The 20860-nt window shown below is 70.0% G+C and carries 20 protein-coding genes; 6 read left to right on the forward strand and 14 right to left on the reverse strand.

The window, feature by feature from the left end:
• Positions 1-62 precede the first annotated feature (62 nt).
• Complete coding sequence (locus tag AB0B91_RS52905) at positions 63-734, forward strand: TetR/AcrR family transcriptional regulator (protein WP_358338603.1); 672 nt, start codon at positions 63-65, stop codon at positions 732-734.
• Positions 731-1411, forward strand: coding sequence for a DNA alkylation repair protein (locus AB0B91_RS52910; RefSeq protein WP_358338606.1), 681 nt, complete (start codon positions 731-733; stop codon positions 1409-1411). The genes AB0B91_RS52905 and AB0B91_RS52910 overlap by 4 nt, the downstream gene beginning before the upstream one ends.
• Here the strand turns inward: AB0B91_RS52910 and AB0B91_RS52915 are convergent.
• A complete protein-coding gene (locus AB0B91_RS52915; RefSeq protein ID WP_358338917.1) occupies positions 1404-2243 on the reverse strand; it encodes a LysR family transcriptional regulator in 840 nt (279 codons plus the stop codon). The genes AB0B91_RS52910 and AB0B91_RS52915 overlap by 8 nt on opposite strands.
• 88 nt (positions 2244-2331) lie before the next feature.
• On the opposite strand from AB0B91_RS52915, the gene metE reads away from it, so the two are divergent.
• Positions 2332-4491, forward strand: coding sequence for a 5-methyltetrahydropteroyltriglutamate--homocysteine S-methyltransferase (metE, locus tag AB0B91_RS52920; RefSeq protein ID WP_358338609.1), 2160 nt, complete (start codon positions 2332-2334; stop codon positions 4489-4491).
• Here metE and AB0B91_RS52925 read toward each other — a convergent pair whose 3' ends face one another.
• Genes AB0B91_RS52925 through AB0B91_RS52950 form a run of 6 tightly spaced genes read right to left on the reverse strand, consistent with a single transcriptional unit; the run spans position 4492 to position 10210 of the window.
• Positions 4492-5337 (reverse strand): phosphotransferase, encoded by an 846-nt coding sequence (locus AB0B91_RS52925; RefSeq protein WP_358338612.1) that lies wholly within the window; start codon positions 5335-5337, stop codon positions 4492-4494.
• Between the two features lie 42 nt (positions 5338-5379).
• Complete coding sequence (locus AB0B91_RS52930) at positions 5380-6285, reverse strand: carbohydrate ABC transporter permease (RefSeq protein ID WP_358338615.1); 906 nt, start codon at positions 6283-6285, stop codon at positions 5380-5382.
• On the reverse strand, positions 6285-7199 hold the full coding sequence (locus AB0B91_RS52935) for a sugar ABC transporter permease (RefSeq protein WP_358338618.1): 915 nt from the start codon (positions 7197-7199) through the stop codon (positions 6285-6287). The genes AB0B91_RS52930 and AB0B91_RS52935 overlap by 1 nt, the downstream gene beginning before the upstream one ends.
• Positions 7199-8611 (reverse strand): N-acetylglucosamine/diacetylchitobiose ABC transporter substrate-binding protein, encoded by a 1413-nt coding sequence (ngcE, locus tag AB0B91_RS52940; RefSeq protein ID WP_358338621.1) that lies wholly within the window; start codon positions 8609-8611, stop codon positions 7199-7201. The genes AB0B91_RS52935 and ngcE overlap by 1 nt, the downstream gene beginning before the upstream one ends.
• An 18-nt stretch (positions 8612-8629) precedes the next feature.
• Positions 8630-9364, reverse strand: coding sequence for an SIS domain-containing protein (locus AB0B91_RS52945; RefSeq protein WP_358338624.1), 735 nt, complete (start codon positions 9362-9364; stop codon positions 8630-8632).
• Positions 9365-10210 carry a MurR/RpiR family transcriptional regulator gene (locus AB0B91_RS52950; protein WP_358338627.1) on the reverse strand — a complete coding sequence of 282 codons (846 nt, stop codon included), beginning with the start codon at positions 10208-10210 and terminating at the stop codon, positions 9365-9367. It lies immediately after the preceding gene.
• A 103-nt stretch (positions 10211-10313) separates the two neighbouring features.
• On the opposite strand from AB0B91_RS52950, the gene AB0B91_RS52955 reads away from it, so the two are divergent.
• Complete coding sequence (locus AB0B91_RS52955) at positions 10314-11258, forward strand: BadF/BadG/BcrA/BcrD ATPase family protein (protein WP_358338630.1); 945 nt, start codon at positions 10314-10316, stop codon at positions 11256-11258.
• A 6-nt stretch (positions 11259-11264) separates the two neighbouring features.
• Here AB0B91_RS52955 and AB0B91_RS52960 read toward each other — a convergent pair whose 3' ends face one another.
• From AB0B91_RS52960 to AB0B91_RS52985, 6 genes are all read right to left on the reverse strand, one after another.
• The gene (locus AB0B91_RS52960) at positions 11265-12083 is read right to left on the reverse strand and encodes a carbohydrate ABC transporter permease (RefSeq protein ID WP_358338633.1); all 819 of its coding nucleotides are present in this window, start codon (positions 12081-12083) and stop codon (positions 11265-11267) included.
• Positions 12080-12958: a sugar ABC transporter permease gene (locus tag AB0B91_RS52965; RefSeq protein WP_358338636.1), complete on the reverse strand. Its 879-nt coding sequence runs from the start codon at positions 12956-12958 to the stop codon at positions 12080-12082. Before AB0B91_RS52965 ends, AB0B91_RS52960 begins: the two co-directional genes overlap by 4 nt.
• Complete coding sequence (locus AB0B91_RS52970; RefSeq protein ID WP_358338639.1) at positions 12955-14208, reverse strand: extracellular solute-binding protein; 1254 nt, start codon at positions 14206-14208, stop codon at positions 12955-12957. The genes AB0B91_RS52965 and AB0B91_RS52970 overlap by 4 nt, the downstream gene beginning before the upstream one ends.
• A gap of 42 nt (positions 14209-14250) precedes the next feature.
• Positions 14251-15606, reverse strand: a complete 1356-nt coding sequence (locus AB0B91_RS52975; RefSeq protein ID WP_358338642.1) for a cellulose binding domain-containing protein — start codon at positions 15604-15606, stop codon at positions 14251-14253.
• Between the two features lie 82 nt (positions 15607-15688).
• Entirely contained in the window at positions 15689-16435 is a 747-nt protein-coding gene (locus AB0B91_RS52980) for an SIS domain-containing protein (RefSeq protein ID WP_358338645.1), read from the reverse strand.
• On the reverse strand, positions 16426-17301 hold the full coding sequence (locus AB0B91_RS52985) for a MurR/RpiR family transcriptional regulator (RefSeq protein WP_358338648.1): 876 nt from the start codon (positions 17299-17301) through the stop codon (positions 16426-16428). The genes AB0B91_RS52980 and AB0B91_RS52985 overlap by 10 nt, the downstream gene beginning before the upstream one ends.
• Positions 17302-17361: 60 nt before the next feature.
• Here AB0B91_RS52985 and AB0B91_RS52990 point away from each other — a divergent pair, with 60 nt between their 5' ends.
• On the forward strand, positions 17362-18573 hold the full coding sequence (locus AB0B91_RS52990; protein WP_358338651.1) for a BadF/BadG/BcrA/BcrD ATPase family protein: 1212 nt from the start codon (positions 17362-17364) through the stop codon (positions 18571-18573).
• Positions 18574-18589: 16 nt separating this feature from the next.
• Here the strand turns inward: AB0B91_RS52990 and AB0B91_RS52995 are convergent, their stop codons facing one another.
• Positions 18590-19660 (reverse strand): acetyl-CoA acetyltransferase, encoded by a 1071-nt coding sequence (locus tag AB0B91_RS52995; RefSeq protein WP_358338654.1) that lies wholly within the window; start codon positions 19658-19660, stop codon positions 18590-18592.
• Positions 19661-20004: 344 nt separating this feature from the next.
• Here AB0B91_RS52995 and AB0B91_RS53000 point away from each other — a divergent pair, with 344 nt between their 5' ends.
• Positions 20005-20853 (forward strand): LysR family transcriptional regulator, encoded by an 849-nt coding sequence (locus tag AB0B91_RS53000; protein WP_358338657.1) that lies wholly within the window; start codon positions 20005-20007, stop codon positions 20851-20853.
• The last annotated feature ends 7 nt before the right edge of the window (positions 20854-20860 follow it).

Below are 20860 nucleotides of genomic sequence, written 5' to 3' on the forward strand. Positions count from 1 at the left end.
CGCCGGGTGAGCTGGGCGGGTTCGGTGAACAAGCGATTGTCTGAGGGCTCATAATGGGAGACGTGACAACGCGAAAGAACTCCGGGCAGAGCACGACCGCCCCGGCGAAGCGTCAGCGCACGACCTCGTCGGGACCGGCGTCGGAGCGCCGTGACCACCTCGTCAAGCTCGCCGCGGAACTCTTCGCCCGCAAGGGATTCCAGGCCACGACCGTACGCGAGATCGCCGATGAGGCGGGCATCCTCTCGGGAAGTCTCTATCATCATTTCGACTCCAAGGAGACGATCGTCGACGAGGTGCTCTCCACCTTCCTCGACGACCTGGTCGCCCGCTACCGCACGGCGATCGGCTCGGGCGCCGACCCGCGCTCGATCCTGTCGGAGATGGTGCGCATCGGTTTCGGCACGCTGGAGCCGCACCGCGCCGCGATCACCGTGATGCAGAACGACTGGAACTACCTGCGGCAGTTCGAGCGGTTCAACTACCTGGTCAAGGCCGAGGACGAGGTCGAGCAGATCTGGGTCGCGCAGATCAAGGCGGGCCAGGCGGCCGGGCAGTTCCGTGCCGACGTCGACCCGAAGCTCACCTACCGGATGATCCGCGACACGATCTGGGTGGCGGTGCGCTGGTTCCGCCCCGGCGGCCGGCTCAACACGACCGGCCTGGCCGAGCACTACATCACGGTGCTCTTCGACGGCCTGGCCACGGGTGAGCGGACCACTCAGCAGGCATGAGCCTTGGTACGGCGGTGCGAACGGCACTGCGTGAGGCGGCGGAGCCCGCGAAGGCCGCCACGATGCGTGCGTACATGAAGTCCGACATGCCGTTCCTCGGCGTGCAGGCGGTGCGGAGACGGGCCGCGCTGCGGCGGGTGTTCGCGGCTCACCCCATCGGCACGGCGCCGGAGTGGCGCCGGGCGGTGCTCGGCCTGTGGCGTCCGGCCGAATACCGCGAGGAGCGCTATGCGGCTGTCGAGTTGACCGGCTATCACCTCTATCGGGAGTTCCAGACGCTCTACACGGTGCCGATGTACGAGGAGATGATCGTCAGCGGCGCCTGGTGGGACCTGGTCGACGAGCTGGCCACGCACCGGATCGGCGGCCTGCTCACCGCGTTCCCCGACTCGATGCGCCCGCTCATGCTGGACTGGGCGCGCGACGGCGACCTGTGGAAGCGCCGCACCGCGATCCTGTGCCAGAACAGGTTCAAGGCCCGCACCGACACGGGGCTGCTCTACGCCTGTATCGAGCCGAGCCTGTCGGACAACGACTTCTTCGCCCGCAAGGCGATCGGCTGGGCGCTGCGCGAATACGCCAAGACCAATCCGGCCGAGGTCATCCGCTATGTGCGGACCAAGGGCATCTCGGGGCTGAGCCGCCGCGAGGCCCTGCGCAACCTGCCGGCTACCTAGTCCACAGAGCATCCTGTACGGCCTGCACCAGGGCCATCAGCTCGGGCGTGACGCGCTCCCTCGCCCACGCCAGCGCGTACGTGATGCGCAGGTCACCCGCGTCCAGCGGGACGAACCGCAGATCGTCGCGGCGGATCGTCCTGGCCAGCAGCTGCGGGATCGGCAGCACCCCGGCCCCCGCCGCGACCAGGTCGAGCGCGGCGGCGAAGTCGTCGTCGGCCACCACGCGCGAGCGCCCCGGCAGCCCGGCCCACGCCCGGCTACCCGGCGTGAGCAGTACCTGCCCGGCGAGGTCGCCGGGCACGACCTTTGCCCGTGGCTCCAGCGCGTGCCCGAGCGGCACCGCGAGCTGGTCCACGGAGACGTGGAACCTGGCGGCGGTGACGAACCGCGCCGGGGCGGGCGTGGTGAGGATCGCCGCCGACACCTCCCCCCGATCCAGCGCGTCGGACGCCACCCCGCGTCCGGCGACCGTGAGCTCCACGCCGATGGCCGGGGTACGGCCCGCGAGCCGCCGGGCGACCCTGGCCGCCAGCGCGCCGACGAGCGGTGGATAAGCGAGATGAATAGTCGGCCGACCCAGCCGGGCCGCCTCGGCCGCGAACGCGGTGGCGGCGGCCAGCAGCTCGTCGGCGTGCGGGAGCAGGGCCTTGCCCGCGGCGGTGAGCCGCACCGCGCGGGCCGTCCGGTCGAACAGCCTGGTCCCGGTGGCGCGCTCCAACCTGGTGATGGCCTGGCTCATGGCGGGCTGGGACATCCCCAGGTCCGCGGCGGCCACCGAGAAGCTGAGCCGGGCGGCCACGCGGGCGAAGCACTGGACCTCCTTGAGCATAAGCAGCACGAATACAGGATGCACCAGGGGTAGCGGGTGTGGTGAATTCTCCGCGTTCGATCAAGCCGTCCACGCAGGGAGCAACCTGATGTCGTCATTTCCCCGGTCCACCGTGCTCGGATATCCGCGGATCGGCCCGCGAAGGGAGCTGAAGCGGGCGCTGGAGTCGTACTGGGACGGCCGCTCGACCCGCGCGGAGCTGGAGGAGACCGGCGCCGAGCTCCGGGAGCGGACCTGGCGGCGGCTCGCCGAGCTGGGCCTGGCCGGGCTGCCGTCCAACACCTTCTCGCTCTACGACCAGGTGCTGGACACGGCCGTGCTGCTCGGCGCGGTGCCCCGGCGCTACCTGGACGCCGAGGACCCCTACTTCGCGATGGCCAGGGGCACCGCCGGGCTGGCGCCGCTGCGGATGACGAAGTGGTTCGACACGAACTACCACTACATCGTGCCGGAGGTCGACGCCGAGACCGTGTTCAAGCTCGACGCCGCCAAGCCGCTGGCCGAGCTGCGGCAGGCTCGGGAGTTGGGCTTCGAGACCCGGCCCGTGGTGATAGGTCCGGTGACGTTCCTGTTGCTGGCCGGCGCGCTGGAGCGGCTGGAGGAGGTGCTCGGCTGCTACGAGGAGCTGCTGGCGCTCCTCGCGGCCGAGGGCGTGGAGTGGGTGCAGCTCGACGAGCCGGCGCTGGTGGCCGACCGGTCTCCCGAGGAGCTGGCCGCCGTCACGGCCGCCTACGAGCGGCTCGGGTCCGCTCCTTCGCGCCCCGGGCTGTTCGTCGCCTCCTACTTCGGCGATCTGGGCGAGGCGCTGCCTGTCCTGGCCGCGACGCCGGTGGAGGCCGTCGGGGTGGACCTGGTGCGCGGCGGGCTGGACCGGCTCTCGGCGCTGGCGGGCAAGACCGTGGTGGCGGGCGTGGTGTCCGGGCGGGACGTGTGGCGTACCGCTCCGGGGCGGGCGCTGAGCCTGCTGCGGGCGGTGCGGGAGCACGCGGCGGACGTGGTGGTCAGCACGTCGTGCTCGCTCCTGCACGTGCCGTACGACGTGGCGGGGGAAGACGGGCTCGACCCGGCGCTGCGGGCGCGGCTGGCCTTCGCCGAGCAGAAGGTGGCCGAGGTGGTCGAGCTGGCGCGCGCCGACTTCCGCGGCGCCGAGGCCCCGGCGGCGTCGGTGGCGCTGGCGGACCCGGTCGTGTTCGAGGGGCGCGGGCCGTACTCGGAGCGCGCCGCGGCGCAGGCCGCGCATCTGCGGCTGCCCGCGCTGCCGATCACCACGATCGGGTCGTTCCCGCAGACCGGCGAGCTGCGCGCGGCCCGCGCGGCCGTGGTGGCGGGCACGCTGGAGGAGGCCGGCTACGACCGGCGGGTCGAGGCGGAGATCGAGCGGGTCATCCGGCTGCAGGAGCGGCTCGGGCTCGACGTCCTCGTGCACGGCGAGCCCGAGCGCAACGACATGGTCCAGTACTTCGCCGAGCACCTCGACGGCTTCGCGGTCACCAGCAACGGCTGGGTCCAGTCGTACGGCTCGCGCTGCACCAGGCCGCCGATCCTGCACGGCGACGTCGGGCGGCCCGCGCCGATCACCGTCCGGTGGGCCCGCCACGCGCAGTCGCTGACGGACAAGCCGGTCAAGGGCATGCTCACCGGGCCGGTCACGATCGTCGCCTGGTCGTTCGTCCGTGACGACCTGCCGCTGCGCGACGTCGTGTTCCAGGTGGCCGACGCGGTCAGGGACGAGGTACGCGACCTGGAGGAGGCGGGCGTGTCGATCATCCAGGTGGACGAGCCGGCGCTGCGCGAGCTGCTGCCGCTCAGGCGGGCCTCGCAGGCCGACTACCTGGAGTGGGCCGTGGCCGCGTACCGGAGGGCCACCTCGGGCGCGAGTGACCGCATCCAGATCCACACGCACCTGTGCTATTCGGACGCCGACCAGATTCTCGCGGCGATCGACGGCCTGGACGCCGACGTCACCACGATCGAGTCGGCCCGGTCCGGGGCCCGGATCCTGGGGGCGGTGGGCTCCTTCGGGCGTGGGCTCGGGCCCGGCGTCTACGACATCCACTCGCCGCGGGTGCCGAGCGAGGCCGAGGTGGAGGGGCTGTTGCGCGAGACGCTGAAGGTGCTGCCCGCCGGGCGGGTCTGGGTGAATCCGGACTGCGGGCTGAAGACCCGTACCTACGAGCAGGTGGAGGCGGCGCTGGCGAACGTGGTCGGCGCGACCAGGCGCCTGCGTGACGAGCTCGGCGCTACGTGATCAGCTGAAGGTCCAGGCGAGGTGGGCCAGGGCGGCGTCGGCGTAGTGGCGTGGGCCGGTGCTCAGGCCGTACGCGAGGTCCTCGATGAGCGCGCACCTGGCGTAGAACAGGACCCTGGCCCGGTCCGTCTCGTCGAAGTCGCGGTCGTAGTGCGAGAGGGTCTGTTCGAAGACCGCGGGGCCCAGGTCGCGGTAGATGAGCGCGAAGTCGTGCGCCGGGTCGGTGACGGCGGCGTCGGTCCAGTCGATGACGCCCGTCAGCGTGCTCGTCGCGACGTCGACCAGGAGATGCTCGCCGCCCAGGTCGTTGTGGCAGAAGCGCAGGGTAGGCGGCTCGTCGGGTGGTGTGCCGCGTAAGAACTCCTCCACCAGCGGCCGCTGATCGTAGGGCACGTGCCGCTCGACGTCGCGGTAGTCGAGCCCGGCGTCCATCAGCAGGGTGGGCGCCGGGTAGCGGTCGAGCGGCGCCAGCTCGCGCAGCTCCCCCGGCTCGGCGCTGTGCAGGGCGCTGAGCAGGCGGCCCAGCGGGGCGGCCAGCAGTGCGGGGTCCGGGACCGGGTGCAGGTTGAGCGGCTCGCCCGGCAGCTTGCGGTAGGCGATCACGCCCTGCTCGTAGTCGGCGAAGAGCACCTCGGGCACCGCCACGGTGGCCAGGTCGCGGACCGTGGCCAGCAGCTCGACCTCGCGCCGCGTGGCCACCGGATCGGCGGCCCGGCTGCCCCGGACGATCAACTCCTCGTTGACCTCGTACACCTCGTTGTCCAGGCCCTGCCCGGACTCGGTGACGGAGCGCACCTCGACGTCGGGGAGGTGGCGGGCCAGCAACGCGCGGATGTCGCCGATCACACCCGCAGCCTAGAACCGCCGGGACCGGCGCGCGAGCGATATTTACTTCAGCGCTCCCGCGGTCAGCCCCGACTGGATCTGGCGCTGGAAGACCGTGTAGACGACCAGCATGGGCAGGATCGCCAGCGTCAGCGCGGCGAACAGAGCCGACCAGTCCTGGTCGTAGCCCGCGGCCGTCGAGATGTCGGCGATGCCCTGGGTGAGCACCCACTTGTCGCGCTCCTGCAGCAGCACCAGGGGGAGCTGGTACTGGTTCCACTGGCCGAGGATGTTGAAGATCGTGATGCTGACCAGGCCCGGCCTGGCCATGGGCAGCATGATCTGGAAGAAGACGCGGGTGTGCGAGGCGCCGTCGACCATGGCCGCCTCCCCCACCGCCGTGGGCAGCGTACGGAAGAAGGCCGCCAGGAAGAACACGGTGAACGGCATCGAGTAGGCGACGTAGACCAGCACGAGGCCCGCGTGGGTGTTCAGGCCGATGAGCGGGCCGATCAGCGGGACGTTGCCCATGTTCTGCACGACGAAGAACAGCGGCGTCAGCGCCATGTAGACCGGGAAGGCCAGGCCCGACACGAACAGCAGGTAGACGGCCCGGTTGCCGCGAAAGGGATAGCGCGCCAGCACGTACGCGGCCATCGAGCCGAGCAGCATGGTGCCGAACACGCTGAAGGTGACCACGATGAGGCTGTTGAGCATGTACTGGCCGATGTGCGCCTGTTCCCAGGCCCTGGCGAAGTTGTCCCAGTGCAGGGTGGACGGCAGCGACCAGGCGTCGCCGAAGATCTCGTCCTCGCTCTTGACCGACGCCAGGAACGTCCACAGGATCGGCACCACCGTGAGCAGGGTCCACAGCAGCAGCGCGACGTGCGACAGGACCGCCAGCGGCCCGAGCCGCCTGCGGCTCTCCTGGCGGGCCAGCTTGCGCGAGGTCGCTATGGTCCAGGGCATCAGTACTCGATTCGTTCACGCCGCGTGAAGCGCAGCGAAAGGATCGCGAACCCGACGGTGAAGAAGAACATCACGACGCCCAGGGCCGAGGCGTATCCGAAGCGGAAGTATTGGAAGGCGTTGCGGTAGATCTCGGCCGCCATGACCGTGGTCGACCAGTCGGGGCCGCCGTGCTGGTCGGTCATCACCCACACGATCGCGAACACGTCGAGTGCCAGGATGCCGAGATAGACCCAGGCCACCTGGACGGTGTCCCACAGCAGCGGCAGCGTGATGCGGAAGAACAGGCTCAGCCGCCCGGCCCCGTCGATCTGCGCCGCCTCGAACATGTCGTTCGGGATGGAGGCGAGCCCGGCGGAGAAGAGCACCACGTAGAACCCGACCGCCTGCCAGACCATGACCCCGAGCACCGACCAGAACGCGACGCCCGGATCCGACAGGAAGCCGATCGGCTTGGCGCCCAGCGCCATCAGCGGCCCGTTCAGCATGCCGCTGCCGTCCGGCCGGAACACCTGCTGGAACAGCACCGCCACCACCGCGACGGCCAGCACCTGCGGGAAGAAGAACACCACCCGGTAGAACTTGGAGCCCCTGATCCCGCCCACGGCCCGCCCGCCGCCGCCCACGTTGAGGAGGAAGGCGAAGAACAGCGCGATGACGATCGTGACCAGGGGCAGCAGGACGAGCAGCCCGGCGTTGTGCGTGACCGCCTTCCAGAAGATCTCATCTCCCAGAAGACGGCCGAAGTTCTCCAGCCCGATGAAGGCCGGCGTGGCCGTGACGCCGCGCCAGTCCGTCATCGCGATGTAGAACGCCTGGATGTACGGCGAGATCACGTAAACCAGATAGAGGGTCACCGGGGCTGCCAGGAACGCGGTGATGAACAGCCCTCGGCGATACCTGTTGAACAGCATCAGCGCTTGTACTTCTTGATCGAGGAGTCGTTCTTGATCTCGTCGGCCTTCTTCTGCAGGCGCTCCAGGTACTTGTCGGGCGTGAGGCCGCCGGTCATGAGCTGGCCGGTGGCGGCGATGGCCTCGTCCTTGAGCTGGGCGTACCAGGTCTGCCAGCGGTAGTAGACGATGTTCGCGCCGGCGGCGGTGTAGGCCTTGGTGGCGCTCGCGGCGCCCGGCGACAGTTGCCGGCCCTCGCCCGCGCCCTTGACCGTCGAGACGGTCTTGACCATCTCGCTGAAGTCGCCCGAGGCCTTCTTCGACAGCATGGCGCGCAGGTACTCCATGCCGCCCTGCGGGTTGGCGCCCTTGGCGGGGACGATGAAGTTCTCGCTCGGCTGGCTGTGGAGCGTGCCGTAGGGCAGCTTGTCGGAGCTGGTGAAGTCGGGGACGGGGAACATGCCGTACTCGAAGTCGGGCGGGGTCGTGGTCTTCTGCTCGTTCTCCAGCCAGGAGCCGGAGGGCAGCATGGCGACCTTGTACTTGTTCTGGGCGGTCTGGGTCTGTACGTGGTCGAGGCCGGCGGTGCCCTCCATGAGGTACTTGGCGCCGATCTCGGCCCAGGCCGTGGCGGAGGTCTTCATGGCCTCCGTTGTCCAAGCGCCGTCCTCGAGGTTGTCGATGTTGACGAGGACCTCGGCGCCGCCGATCTTCGCGGCCATGGTGAGCAGCACTTCGTACAGATATTGCGGGAATTTTCCGGCGTAGGTGAAGGGGGCCATCTTGCCGGACTTTTTGATGGCTTCGTTGAGCTTGAGGAACTCGTCCCAGGTCTTCGGGGGCACCCAGCCGTTGTCCTTGAACGCCTTCTGCGAGTACCAGATGCCGAAGATGTAGTTCACGTAGCCGAGCACGCTGAACGTGCCGTCGTAGGTGCCGATGTCGATGACGGCCTGGTCGATGGTGTCCCTGACCTTGGTGCCCGGGTCGTCCCAGCTCGGCGCGTCGAGCAGCGGGGTGAGGTCCTGGAGCTGGCCGTCCTGGGCGAGGGCGCCGAAGTCCATGGCGTTGGCGCCCGAGTTGTCGATCACGTCGGGCGGGTTGCCGCCGGCGAACCTCGGCTGGAGGACCTTGGTGATCTCCTTGGTGGCGTTGTGCTTGATCTCCACCTTGGGGTACTTCGACTTGAACAGCGGCTGGTGGATGTTCTTGGCGTAGTCCTGACCGAAACCGCCGTCGAAGATCCACACTTCCAGCGGCTTGCTGTCCGACACGCCGAAGGGGTTGGCCGCGCTGGTCGCGACCGGGGCGGCCGACGACGAGGCCGACGGTTTCGCGGCCGGGGTCGCGCACGCGGCGAGCGCGCCCGCCACGGGGACCAGAGCCGCGCTCCGGAGGAGCTCTCGCCTGGTGAAACGGGGGGTGTTCGGCATATTTCTACTCCTGACTAGTCATGCTCCGCGTCGGATCCGCCCTGCGTAGCGGCTCTCCAGGGCCTTGTTGTGCTCGTCGCCGCCGGCCACGTTGACCGACAGGTAGATGGGCGGGGTCTCGCCGAGCGCCACGAGCTCGTCCACCGCCTCGGTGACCACCATCTGCGCGAGCAACGCCGAGGTGACCGTCGAGATCGCGCCGTAACCGCCGCCGCCCGGCAGTTCGAGGATCGCGTCCCCGTACGGCGCGCCGTTGTCCAGCACGACGTCGGCCAGGTCGAGCAGCTTGCGGCCCGACGGGTGGCGCGAGGTCATCTGGGTGCTGTGCTCGACCGAGGTCAGCGCGATCAGGGGATGGCCGCGGTCCTTGACGATCGTGGCCAGCTCGACCACGGCGCCGTTGATGCCCGAGCTGGAGATCAGCACGAACACGTCCTGCGGCGCGACGGGCGCCAGCTCATAGATGCGGTGGGCGATCGCCGGATCGCGTTCGAGCTCGGAGGTGAGCACGCCCGGTGGCTGCCCGCCGTACAGGACGAGGTCGCGCGGGCTGAGCCGGTTGCTGGGCACCAGGCCGCCGGCCCGGCCGGCGATCTCCATCGCGATGGCCTCGGAGTGCCCGGATCCGAACGCGTTGACCACGCCGCCCGCCCTGAGCGACGTGACGAGCAGGGCGGCGGCGCGGCGTACCGGCTCCGCCTGCGACTCCACGACCTGGTGTGCCAGCTCCAGGGCCTTCGTTGCGAACGTCATTCAGCCTCTCTCCACCCGATGGCTCTCCACGGCGCTGATCGTGAGCCCGAACGCCTGGTTGGTGCGCTCGTAGGTGCGCTGGGCCACCGCCACGTAGACGGCGTCGAGCACGAACAGCTGCGAGTGGACGGCCGCCAGCCCGCCGAGCCGGAACGTGGTCTCCCTGCTGGCGGTGGTGAGCACCAGGTCGGCCAGCTCGGCCAGCGGTGAGCGGGCGAACGAGGTGACGGCGACCGTGGTGGCGTCGTGGCTGCCGGCCTCGGCCAGGGCCTCCATGACCTCGCGGGTCCGGCCCCGGTGGCTGATGCCGATCGCGACGTCGCTCGAGCCGAGCAGCGCGGCGTCCGACAGCGCGACGTGCGCGTCGCCCGCGCTCCAGCACGGGACGCCGATGCGCCGGAACCGGCCTTCGTACATGGTGGCGACGTTCCCGCTGGTGGAGACGCCGACGAGGAGGACCCGCGGCGCGGCGACGATGGCGTCGGCCACCTGGGCGACGATCTCCGAGTCGAGCTGGGCGGCGGTGTCCTGGATGAGCCGGGCGTCGGCCGCGGCCATCACCTCGATCGCCGCGTCGAGCGGGTCGTCGGGCCCGATCTCGTGCCCCACGCCCGCGCCCCAGCCCGCCTGCGCGGCCCGGCCGGTCTCGGTGGCCAGCGCCACCCGCAGCTCCGCGTAACCGGAGAAGCCGAAGGCCCGGCAGAACCTGGTCACGGTCGCGGGCGAGCTGCCCGCGCGCTCGGCCAGGGCGATGATGGTCGACCGGGCCGCCTCGGCCGGATCACCGAGGATCACCTCGCCGACCCTGCGCAACGCCTCCGGCAAACCGGGTAGTTCTGTTTCCACACGCCCGAGGGCACCTGAAGTCACGAATATTCCTTCCGGATACCCGGTCTTCCGCCGAAAATTATTCTTGCTTCTCCGCTGAGTCAAGTCCCACAATCGGACCGTGACCAATTCGCTCACCATCGGGGTCGACGCCGGCGCCACCTCCACCCGCGTCGCGGTCCACGCACTGGACGGCACCCGGGTCGGTTATGCCAGGGCGGGCGCGGGCAATCCGACCGCCCACGGGCTGACCAACGCGGTGGCCGCGATCGACGACGCGCTCGGCCGGGCGCTGGCCGGGCAGGACGCGTCGGCGGTCGTCGCCTCCCTGGCCGGGGTCTCGGGCGTCGTCGACGCGATGGAGCCGGAGCTGGGCAAGGTGTGGGCGGGGCACGGCATCGCCTCGGGGCCGCGGCTCATGGGGGACGTGGTGATCGCGTACGTCGCGGGGTCGCCCGAGCCGGACGGCTCGCTGCTGCTCTCGGGGACGGGTGCGGTGGCGGCCAGGATCGCCGGCCACGAGCTGGACGCGATCGCCGACGGGCTCGGGTGGCTGCTGGGCGACGCGGGATCGGGCTTCTGGATCGGGCGCGCGGGCGCCAAGGCCGTCATCGCCGCGCTGGATCGCGGCTCTTCGGAGGGGGTGCTGGTCGAGCTGGTCGTCGAGCACTTCCTGGGGGCCGAGCGCGGTCCCACGCCGCGTAAGGTGGCCGATCGGATCGTCCGGCTCGCGCAGGCCGACCACATGCGCCTCGCCGCCCTGTCCGCGGTGGTCAGTCAGGCAGCCGAAGCAGGTGACCCGCTCGCGCTCGGCATCACCCACGAGGCCGCCGAGCGGCTGGTCGCCACCGTCCGGCGGGTGCACCGGTCAGGGCCGGTGGTGCTGGCGGGGAGCGTGCTGACGAGTGAGGGGCCGGTACGGCAGGCCGTACGGGAGTTGCTGGGCGGGGAGAGCGTGGCCACGGCGCGGGACGCGGCAGGGGCGGCGGCCTGGCTGGCGGCGCGCGACCTGCTGCCGGAGGCCGACCGGCGGGCGCTGCACGCGGCGTTCACCCTCAACCCTTGACCGCGTTCAGCCCTTTACGGCGCCCGCTGTCATGCCGGCGCCGACGCGGCGCTGCAGGAACAGGAACAGCAGCAGCGCGGGAAGCGCGAACAGGCTGGCCGCGGCCATCGTCGCGCCCCAGTCGGTGCCGAACACGTCGCGGAAGGACGACAGCCACACCGGCAGCGTCCGCCGGTCCTGATCCTTGATGATCAGCACGTTGACGAACGCGAACTCGTTCCACGCCGTGATGAAGCCGAACAGCGAGGTCGCCATCAGCCCCGGCGCGAGCAACGGGAACACCACCCGCCGGAACGCCATGAGCCGGCCGCACCCGTCGACCTGCGCCGCCTCCTCCAGCTCCAGCGGGATCGCCTGCAGGAACCCGCGCAGCGTCACGATCGTGAGCGGCAGCGTGATCATGAAGTAGACGCCGGTCAGCATGGTCAGCGAGTCGAGCAGCTCGGTGTCCCTGGCGATGATGAACACCGGCACCAGCAGCGCCTCCCACGGCGCCATCTGGGCGGCGAAGACGGCGAGCACGAAGGCCCCCTTGCCCCGCCAGCGCATCCTGGTCACCGCGAACGCCGCCAGCAGCGCCACGACCAGCGCGAGCAGCACGGCCACCACGGTCACGACCAGGCTGTTGCGCCAGTAGGTCCAGAAGTCAGGCGCAGCGACGGCCGTGGCGAAGTGTTCGAGGGTGGGGTGTGCCGGCCAGAACGTGGGGGTGGCCGCCTGGATGTCGCTGGTCGGCTTGAACGCGGTGAGGAACATCCAGTACACGGGGAAGATCGTCATCGCGAGCACGGCCAGCGCCGCCGCGTTGAGCGCGAGCCGTTTCATGAGCGGACCATTCTGCGCAGGTTGCTGATCAGGGCGATGGCGAGGATGACGACGGTGAGCATGGCGACCGCGGAGCCCAGGTCGTACCGGTGCAGGACTCTGGCGATCTTGAACGCGTAGACGGGCAGGGTGGTGGTGGCGCCGTCGGGCCCGCCCTGGCTGAGGACCCAGATCTGCGGGAAGCACTTGGCCACCCAGATCACCTCCAGGGAGGTGATCAGCGCGAAGAGCTGCCGCAGGATGGGCACCGTGATCTTCCAGAAGACCTGCCGGCCGGTGCCACCGTCGATCCTGGCGGATTCGTACAGCTCGGCCGGGATCGTGGTCAGCCCCGCGTAGAGGGTGAGCGCGGCGAACGGCACCGACTGCCAGACGACCAGGACGACGAGCACGGCGAACGTGGCGGTGCCGTTCGCGAACCAGGTGTAGCCGCGGAAGGAGTCGAGGCCCAGCGTGACCAGCAGCCAGTTGACCACGCCGAGCTCCGACTGGAAGAGCCACTGGAAGATCGTGGTGGCCGCGATGACCGGGGTGGCCCAGGCCAGGGCGAGCCCGCTCATCACGGCCAGGCGCAGGCCGCGGCGGAGCCGGACCAGCATCAGGGCGACGCCGGTCGACAGGACCACGATGAGCACCACGTTGGTCGCGGTCCACCCGAGGGTGCGCAGCAGCACCTGCCAGAACTCCGCGCCCGTCAGGAGCTCCCGGTAGTTCGCAAGGCCGGCGAACGCGGCCCCGCCCCTGATGAGCTCGCCCATGCGGAAGTGCTGGAACGAGATCAGGGCCGCCTTGAGCAGGGGATAGAGCAGGAGGAAGGCCCCACCGGCCACCGTGGGCGCGACGAGCAGGTAGGGCCAGAGCGAACGCGACCTCACTTGCTGTTCAGGGTCGTCGTGATGGTCTCGGAGACCTTCTTCGCCTCGGCCGCCGGGTCGGCGCCGGTGAGCACGGCGGTCATGTACTGCTTGATGACCGAGGTGGCCTCGACGGCGGCCCAGTTGGGGGTGTTGGGGGTGGCCCGGCCGTTGGCGGCGGCGGTGGCCATGGCGGCGGTGCCCTCGTCGCCGGCCAGCACGCCGGCGAGCGAGGTGCGGTTGGGCACGAAGCTCATCGTCTTGGCCAGCTCCGTCTGGAACTGCTCGCCGGCCAGCGCCTTGACGACTTCGTACGCCTGCTCCTGGCGCTGCGAGGCGACCGGGATGATCAGGTCGGAGCCGCCGGTGAACACGGTGCCCGGCTTGTCGGCCGTCTTGCCGGGGATGGGGAAGAAGCCCATCTTGCCCTTCATCTTCGGTTCGACCTCCAGGACCCGTGAGGCGATGCCGGGGACGGCGATGATCTGGGCGACCTTGCCCTGGGCGAACACCTCGTGCTGCGGCGGGTTGGCCTCGTCGGCGTCCTTGGGGCCCTTGCCGAGGGCTTGGAGGCGCTGGTAGAAGTCCATGCCGGCCAGGGCCTGCGGGGTGTCGAGGGCGCCCTTCCACTTGCCGCCCTCCTGGATCGCCAGGTCGCCGCCCTCGTCCCAGACGAACCCGGCCAGGGCGTACCAGGTCTGGCCGGTGAGGTAGATGCCTTGGTCCTGCCCCTTATTAAGCTTCGCCGTGATATTTAGCCATTCGTCCCTGGTTTTTGGGGCTTTGATCCCGGCTTTGAGAAATATGTCCTTGTTGTAGACGACGACGCGGTTGGCGGCATACCAGGGGATGCCGTACTGCTTGCCGTCGATGTTGCCCGGCTGGGCCAGGCCCGGCAGCCAGTCCTCGCCCTTGAGGTCGGCCACCTTGCCGGTCAGGTCCTGTACGCCGCCGCTGGCCGCGTACTGGGCGACCTGGGTGTTGCCGACCTCGATGACGTCAGGGGCGTCGGTGCTGGCCAGCGCGGCGGTCACGCGCTCGCCGATGCCGTCCCAGGCCTGGATCTGGATGTCGAGGTCCGTCCCCTGGTGCGCGGCCTCGTAGCCGGTCTCGAACGTCTTCAGCAGGTCCTTCGTGACGCTGCCGTCCATGATCCAGACGGTCAGCTTGGCCGGGCCGCTGCTCGCGGGCGCTCCGCCGGTCGGCTTGGCATCGGAGCCGCACGCGCCCAGCGCGAAGACGGCCGCCAGAGCCAGGATGCGGTACTTCATCGTCGTTCACCTTCTGGTGGGGGGTGTGTATCGGCGGTGCTCTCAGGAGCTGGGGACCGTGTCCTGGAAGGCGGTTCCGGCGGTGCGGAAGGTGCTGACCCGGCTGAGCACGTCGGCGGGCGAGACGACCTCGTTCTTGCTGTGGTAGACCCAGTCGACCTGCTGCCGGTAGCTACGCGGGGTGGTGCCGCCCTGCAGATCGATGAACCACTGGTTGAACATGATCCACATGGGCGTCTCGGGGTAGTAGATGTCGCCGTGGTCGGCGAACAGCCGCCCGTCGACGTAGTACTTGATGCGCCCGCCACTGACCTGGATGACCAGGTCGTGCCAGCCGTTGAAGCTCGTCCGCTCCTCGGTGTGGGTGTTCACGGCCTGCCAGGGGTCGGCCTGGTAGGTCTCCCAGCTCGTGGTGTAGAGGATGTTGCCCGGCTCGCCCCAGCCGCCGTTGGGCAGGTACTCGAAGTCCAGCTCGCCGTAGTCGGGGTCCATGTTGAAGGTGAGCGGGGTGATCGTGAAGAACGTCTGCACCAGGTGCTCGCCGTCCGGGCCGCTCGTCGGGGCGTCGCTGAAACGCACCCTGGCCGCGTACGTACCCTCGCGGAACTTGCGGGCGGCGGTGGACAGCTCCGTCTGGACGGTGCCCGAGGCGGTGCCGTTGGTCGAGGAGTCGAGCGTGAGCAGGCCGCCGGGGAACGTGATCGCCGACGGCGACCAGGTGGCACCGGCCACGCCGGGGCCGCCGGAGTTGGAGCGGACCGTCCAGCCGCGCTGGGACAGGCGCGGGTCGGCCGAGCTGGTGTAGCTGAAGTCGTCGAACAGCACGCCCTGCGAACCGGGCGGGGTGACGGTCGGTGTCGGGGTGGGCGTCGGGTCGCTGCCTGTCGGCCGGCCCCAGGCGAGCTGGCCGTTGACGTAGACGGTCACCTTGTCCCAGTTGGCGTAGGTGGTCTGGGAGCCGAAGGAGTAGTCGTCGCTCTGGGTGAAGTTCTGCCAGTCGGCGCGGTAGAAGCGGAGCTGCAGGTCGCCGGTGTTCGCGCCGGGCGCGAGCGTGCCGGAGGTGAAGGCGACCTCCAGGTACTGGTCGGCACCCGACTGACGGACGAACTGCCCCGTCACCGTCGAACAGCTCACCACTGCCCATGAGCAGGCGAAGCGGTACGTCTCCGTGCCGGTCAGGTAGTAGCGGATCTTGACCTGGTTGAGCGGGATCGACGTGGTGCCGTCGTTGTAGAGCTGGAACCAGGGCTCGGCCTGGGCGGTGGTGGCGCCCGGGGAGCTGGTCTTGTACTGGAGGCGTACGGCCTGCTGGGCGTTGGCCGGGGTGGTCAGCGCCAGGGCTACCAGGATGAGGGGGAGGGTCAGGCTGAAGAGGATCCTCACGGCATTCCGCGTCATGGCGGGGTTCTCCTTGTTTCGACGGCCCCCGAATTTTCTGCATGCCGAACAGTGCTGTCGTGCTCTGTGATCAGGGACGTGCTCAGGCGCCTCGGCGGATGCGGCCCGCGTACAGCGCTTCGAGCTTGAGGTTGTGGGCGTCGCCCTCGGGGACGTTGGCCGAGAGGTAGACCGGTGGGACCTGGCCCGCCGCCAGCAGGTTGCCCACCGTCGCGATCACGACGAGCTGGGCGAGCAGGGCCGAGGTGATGGTGGAGACGGCCCCGGTGGCGCCTCCGTCGGGCAGCGGAAGCACCGCGTCGCCGTAGGGTGCCCGGTTGTCGAGCACCACGTCGGCGAGGTCGCTCAACTTGCGGCCCGAGGGGTGGCGGGAGGTGACCGCGTCGCTGTGGGCGCGCGAGGTGATCGCGACCAGGTCGTGACCGCGCTGCTTGACGAGGGTGGCGAGCTCGACGACCACGCCGTTCACGCCGGAGTTGGAGATGATCACGAACAGGTCGTCGTCGTGGACGGGGGCGTGGTCGAGGATGGTGTGGGCGACGGCCGGGTCGCGTTCCAGGTCGTAGCGGTCAAGCTGGTCGCGGGGCGCTCCGCCGTACAGGACGATGTCCCTGAGTGCGAGCCGGTTCGTGGGCACCAGACCGCCCGCCCGTCCGGCGATCTCCATCGCGACCGCCTCGGAGTGGCCCGAGCCGAACGCCTGGATGACGCCGCCCTTGCTGATCGCCGCCGTGAACAGTGCGGCGGCCCTGGAGATCTCCGGATCTTTCGGAATGTCCTGGACGAGCGTGGCGATGCGGGCGACGTAGTCCTCAAGATCTAACGCCATATATCCCCTTCCGGGAGTCGATGTCCGGCTACCGCTCTGACTGTCACGTCGAAGGCCTCCTTGGTACGTTCGTAGGTCTTCTGCGCGACCGAGACGTACACCACGTCCAGCACGAGCAACTGCGAATGGATCGCCGCGAACCCATCCGAACGGAACGTCGTCTCGCGGCTGGCCGTGGTCAGCACCAGCTCGGCCACCTCGGCCAGCGGCGACCTGGGATGCGAGGTCACGGCCACGGTGATCGCGCCGTGGCTGCCCGCCTCGGCGAGCACCTCGATGACCTCACGCGTCCGGCCGCTGTGGGAGATGCCGATGGCCACGTCACCCTGCCCGAGCAGCGCCGCGTCCGTCAGCGCGCTGTGCGCGTCGGACCTGCCCCAGGTGGGTACGCGCATCCGCTGCAACCGGTATTCCATCTCGCTGGCGACGGCCGCGCTGCTCGACACCCCGAACAGCAGCACCCTCCCGGCCCGCGCGACGGCCTGCGCGACCTTGCCCACCACGGCCAGGTCGAGCTGGTCACCGGTCTCCTGGATCAGCCGGATGTCGTTGCCGGAGACGACGCCCAGCACCCGTTCGAGGCTGTCGTCGGGCAGGATCTCCTGCCCGATGTCGGTCTGCCAGGTCTGCTGCGCCACCCGCCCGGTCTCGGTCGCGATGGCGACCCGCAACTCGGCGTACCCGGTGAATCCCAGCGCCCGGCAGAATCTGGTGATCGTGGCGGTGGAGGTGCCGCTCCGCTCGGCCAGATCGACGATCGTCAGCCGCGCGGCCTCGGCGGGGCCGCCGAGAATCGCGTCCGCCACTTTGCGCAGCGCCTCGGGCATGTCGTGCTGCTCGGTCCTGATCCGGGCTAGTAGTTCCACGTGGTGAAAATTATGCTCAGATCCTGGCCTCGTCAAGGAGGTTAGGGAATAATTTTTGACATGGACCTGGTTCTGGGCGTCGACGCGGGCGGCACCGCGTCCCGCGCCGCACTCTTCACGCTGGCGGGCACGCGGGTCGGCTATGGGGTCGCGGGCGGCGCCAACGCGGTCGCACTCGGCTTCCCGACGGCTTGCGCCAACTTGGCGACAGCGGTACGGCGGGCGCTGACGTCGGCAGACGGCGTCCTGACGAGCGGTGGAGCGCTGGTCAGGGCGGTGGTCGTCGGTATGGCGGGTAACGCGGCGATGCGTCAGGCCGTAGTGGAGCGGGTGTTGGGCGGGCCGGCCGGTAATGGCGTACAGGGGCCGGCGATCCACCTGCCTGTGGACATGATCCGCACGCTTGGAGACGTCGTCACGGCATTCGCCGCAGGCACGGCATCGCCATCGGGCACGGTGCTGATCTCGGGCACGGGGGCGATCGCGGCAAAAATTACCGACCACGTCCAGGTGGCCGCAGCGGACGGCTACGGGTGGCAACTGGGAGACGAGGGTTCAGCATTCTGGCTCGGCCGAGCTGCCGCCCGCGCCACCATCCGCGCCCTGAACGCCTCCGCCCGCAACCCGCCCATCACCACGCTCCCCCCGACCCCGCCCACCCTCGATCCGACCGACGCCGTCCACACCCTCAGTCCCGCCACCCATGCCTCTGAGGGAGCGGCCCCCTCCCCCAGCCCGACCGACGCCGCCCAGGTCCGGGATGCTCAAAGCCCGCCCACCACCGGCCACGTCCCGCACGCACACAGTCCGACCACTGCGGGTCATGTCCAGCCCCGACGAGGGCGGCTGACAGAGCTTGTTATCTGTCAGCTGTTATCCGATGGGCCATTTGACGATCCGGTTGGGCGGTTGGCGGCCGTGGTGCAGGGGCAGGCGCCGCTCGCGCTGGCCGAATTGGCGCCTCTTGTGAGCGAGGCCGCGGCGGGCGGCGATCCGGTGGCGCTGGAGATCGTGAACGAGGCCGCCATCCGGCTGGTCAGGACGGTGATGGAGGTGCATGTGCCCGGCCTGCCCATCGTGCTCGCGGGTAGCGTCCTCACCGCGGAAGGCCCCGTACGGCAGGCCGTCTTGGCGCTTCTACGGGAGGAAACGGTGAGCTTTGCCGGAGACGGCGCGGGGGCGGCGGCCTGGCTGGCCGCTCGTTCGTACCTCAGCCCGCAAGAGGCCGAGCAGCGCCATCCGCTCTTCGTGTCGCGGGACATCCTTTCGTGACGCCGGGCCGGGTGGTTCAGGCCGCCAGCAGTGCCGCGCTGCCATAGCTGCCGCCGAAGCCCGTCACCAACGCCACCTCTCGGCCCGCCCGGACCTCCCGGACGGCCTGGGCCACGTTGTTCAGGCCGTGTACGTAGCCCTCCGACAGCAGGCCGCCGTGCGGGTTGAGCCAGGCGTGCCGTCGTTCCAGGAGGTAGGGGCCCAGGTCTTCGCGACGGACCAGGCCGAAGTCCGTCAACTGCCGGGGGACCAGCCATGAATACGCGTCGTACGGCAGTGCCGCCGTCACGTCCGACGGGCGCATGCCGGACGCCTCCCACAGCATGGGGGCCACGTACTCGGAGAAGATCGCGGTCACGTCCGGGGCCCGGTCCATCGAGGAGCAGCCGGGGCCGCCGCCGCGTACCACGGCCTGGATGCGCGGGCCGCCGAGCACGCCGCTGACCAGCAGCGCGCACGCGCCGTCGGTCTCCTGGCAGCAGTCGGCGGTCCGCAGTGGCGTGCAGACATACGGCCTGGCCAGGTAGTCCTCGAACGACAGCGGCTCGCGGCGCAGCGCCCGGGGGTTGGTCTTGGCGTTGTCCCTGGACTGGGCGACGACGGCGTGGAGGTGTTCGGGGCCCAGGCCGGTGTCGTGCAGGTAGCGGGTCGCGGCCAGGGCGAAGAGCGGGATCGGGCCGGCCATGCCGTAGGTGAACCGCTCCTGCGGGCCGGTGGAGACGGTGTTCATGCGCTTGCCTGAGCGGCCGTTAAGGGCTCGGTATATCAGGATATTTCGCGCCAAACCGGCGTGGATCAACAGGGCCGCGTCGCCCAGGATCGAGGCCGCCTGAGTGCCGCCTCCGGCTATGTCGTTGTGCCAGCCCAGGCGGTCGATGTGCAGCGCGCGGGCGACCTGGGTCACGGGGGCCGAGTCGTTCATGTGGTAGCTCAGCACCGCGTCCACCTCGGCGGGTGCGATGCCCGCGTCGGCGCACGCCGTACGGCATGCCTCGACCGCCAGGTCCAGCTCGGTGCGGCCGGACTCCCTCGTCAGCGCGGTCATGCCGACACCGGCCACGGCCGCCCTGCCCGCGAAGGGCTGCATGCCCACCTCCTGCCAGGCCCTCACGAACGAACGAACGAACGGACGGACGGACGGACGAACGGACGGACGGACGGGTCTGTGGTCACGGAATGCCGGGTCACTCGCCGGGGCAGGGCGCGATCCACCCCGGCGGGTGACGCATGTGGTGCTCGCCCGTACGCTAACGCTACGGCGGGGTATACACAAGCGCTTGCTCGGCGTGCCGCAGCGCGAACTTCCCGGCGACAGGCCGCGACGGAAATCGTCACCCCACGGCAACTGAACCCCTTCACAGCAGATAGTCCGTTTTGTAATACGGAGGTGCGATCATCCGATAGCCCATCCCCATCACCTCGAGGTGAGCGATGGATCTACGCCACGTACGCAACGCGATCACCATCGCCCGCGCGGGCAGCCTGCGCCGCGCCTCCGCCGTGCTCCACATCGCCCAGCCCACCCTGTCCGAGCAGCTCAGGGCACTGGAGAAGGAGATCGGCGTGGAGCTGTTCACCCGCTCGTCCAGCGGGATGCGGCTCACCGAGGCGGGTGAGGTGTTCCTGGCCCAGGCCACGGTGGCGGTCGACGCCTTCGAACGGGCCGTGACCGCCGCCCGGGGCAAGGGGCAGACGGCCCGCCTGGGGGTCGCGGACGGGCTGGGGGACGTGGTGGCCCGGCTCCTGTCGCAGGTTCAGGGCGCGCGGTTGCGGGTGGCGCCCATGTGCACGGCCGAGCAGATCATCTCCATCATGGACGGAACCCTTCAGGCCGGGCTGGGGTACGCCCCCGGCTCGCTGCCCAGGGGCGTGGCCCGCATGCTCGTCCAGCGGGCCCCGGTACTCGCGCTGCTCCCCCGCGATCACCGGCTGGCCTCCTCCGAGCGGCTGCGGCTCGCCGAACTGGCGACGGAGCCGCTCGTCATGCCGGAGTCCGACGCGGTGGCGGGCGCGCGCCGGTTCCTTGAGGGGTTCGTCCGGCTCGGCCTGCATCCTCGCCTCGGGCCCGGGGCCGCCACCCATGAGGCGGCCGTCGCACTGGTCGAGTCGGGCGCCGGCTACACGCTCTGCGTGCGCGGCGGCCTGCCCGTGCCGGAACGTCTCACGTTCATCCCCGTCGCCGAAGAGGTCCCGCCCCTTGAGGTGGTGTTCCTCTGGAACCGTCAGGCCGACGTGGACGACCTGGTGCACGCGGCCCGGCATCTCGCGCGGTCTGGATAGCGCTATT

Source organism: Nonomuraea sp. NPDC049141 (assembly GCF_040648415.1).
GTDB lineage: Bacteria > Actinomycetota > Actinomycetes > Streptosporangiales > Streptosporangiaceae > Nonomuraea.

Coding starts and splice junctions, on each gene's coding strand:
- AB0B91_RS52910 (WP_358338606.1), top strand. CDS start 731: ATGAGCCTTGGTACGGCGGTGCGAACGGCACTGCGTGAGGCGGCGGAG.
- AB0B91_RS52915 (WP_358338917.1), bottom strand. CDS start 2,243: ATGCTCAAGGAGGTCCAGTGCTTCGCCCGCGTGGCCGCCCGGCTCAGC.
- metE (WP_358338609.1), top strand. CDS start 2,332: ATGTCGTCATTTCCCCGGTCCACCGTGCTCGGATATCCGCGGATCGGC.
- AB0B91_RS52930 (WP_358338615.1), bottom strand. CDS start 6,285: ATGCCCTGGACCATAGCGACCTCGCGCAAGCTGGCCCGCCAGGAGAGC.
- AB0B91_RS52935 (WP_358338618.1), bottom strand. CDS start 7,199: ATGCTGTTCAACAGGTATCGCCGAGGGCTGTTCATCACCGCGTTCCTG.
- ngcE (WP_358338621.1), bottom strand. CDS start 8,611: ATGCCGAACACCCCCCGTTTCACCAGGCGAGAGCTCCTCCGGAGCGCG.
- AB0B91_RS52945 (WP_358338624.1), bottom strand. CDS start 9,364: ATGACGTTCGCAACGAAGGCCCTGGAGCTGGCACACCAGGTCGTGGAG.
- AB0B91_RS52960 (WP_358338633.1), bottom strand. CDS start 12,083: ATGAAACGGCTCGCGCTCAACGCGGCGGCGCTGGCCGTGCTCGCGATG.
- AB0B91_RS52970 (WP_358338639.1), bottom strand. CDS start 14,208: ATGAAGTACCGCATCCTGGCTCTGGCGGCCGTCTTCGCGCTGGGCGCG.
- AB0B91_RS52975 (WP_358338642.1), bottom strand. CDS start 15,606: ATGACGCGGAATGCCGTGAGGATCCTCTTCAGCCTGACCCTCCCCCTC.
- AB0B91_RS52980 (WP_358338645.1), bottom strand. CDS start 16,435: ATGGCGTTAGATCTTGAGGACTACGTCGCCCGCATCGCCACGCTCGTC.
- AB0B91_RS52990 (WP_358338651.1), top strand. CDS start 17,362: ATGGACCTGGTTCTGGGCGTCGACGCGGGCGGCACCGCGTCCCGCGCC.
- AB0B91_RS52995 (WP_358338654.1), bottom strand. CDS start 19,660: ATGCAGCCCTTCGCGGGCAGGGCGGCCGTGGCCGGTGTCGGCATGACC.
- AB0B91_RS53000 (WP_358338657.1), top strand. CDS start 20,005: ATGGATCTACGCCACGTACGCAACGCGATCACCATCGCCCGCGCGGGC.